1 protein-coding gene is annotated in these 985 nt (G+C 38.8%); it reads left to right on the top strand.

Translation table 11 applies throughout. The features are described from left to right. Window positions 1-929 (top strand): hypothetical protein (locus ACYVRH_RS13310; RefSeq protein ID WP_461257378.1); only part of this gene is annotated, 929 nt, incomplete at its 5' end. Window positions 930-985 lie beyond the last annotated feature (56 nt).

Here is a 985-nt window from a genome sequence, read left to right as displayed (position 1 = left end):
GCCATATCGTGGTGAATTATGACTTACCTTGGGCAATTATCAAATTAATTCAAAGGGCGGGGCGTGTTGACCGCATCGGACAGAAGCATGATAAAATTTGGTGTTATTCGTTTTTACCTGAAGAAGGACTTGAAACAATACTTGACCTTCGAGGTCGATTGCAAAGACGCATTAAAGAGAATGCCGAAACAGTTGGTTCTGACGAAGTATTTTTTGACGGCGATCCTGTCAACTTAAAAGACCTGTACAACGAAAAAGCCGGAATCTTTGATGATGAAGATGATGTTGAAGTTGACCTTGCTTCTTATTGTTACCAGCTCTGGAAAAATGGCATTGATGCCCACCCGGATTTAAAAGAAATAATTCCAGCCATGCCGGATGTCGTGTATGCCGCTAAAAAAGGAGAAGGTGGAGTAATAGTATACGCAAAAACCGTCGAAGACAACGATTGCTTAACATGGATAGATGAAAAAGGTGAAATCGTAACGCAATCACAGTTTGAAATTCTTAAAACAGTAAAATGCGACATTAAAGAACCTGCTCTTAACCGTTCCGAAAAACATCATGAACTTGTTACAAAAGCTGTAATGTTTATACATGACACGCAAACAAAATTAGGCGGACAATTGGGCAAGACTTCCGGTGCGCGTTATCGTGCCTATATGCGGATTGACGCATGGCTTGGACGCAATAAAGATACGTTGTTTGACACCGATGAAATAAAGCGTACCCATGAAGACTTGTATAATTATCCTTTATTGGATTATGCCAAAGAAGTAATTAACCGTGAATTAAAGTCAGGAATAGATGACGAGCAATTAATTAATTTGGTAACTGGTTTGCGTGAACAAGGCTCATTAAGCATCAAAGACGATAAAGAGCGAATTGTTAAAGAACCTCGCATTATTTGTTCAATGGGGCTGTTATGACAGGCTTGAAATTACTATCTATGAGGAGATAATATATAATATGATTACCAATATAC

This window comes from Treponema sp. R80B11-R83G3 (assembly GCF_054786115.1).
The sequence above is the reverse complement of the archived record's forward strand: the minus strand, read 5'-3'. Positions and strand labels throughout refer to the sequence as shown.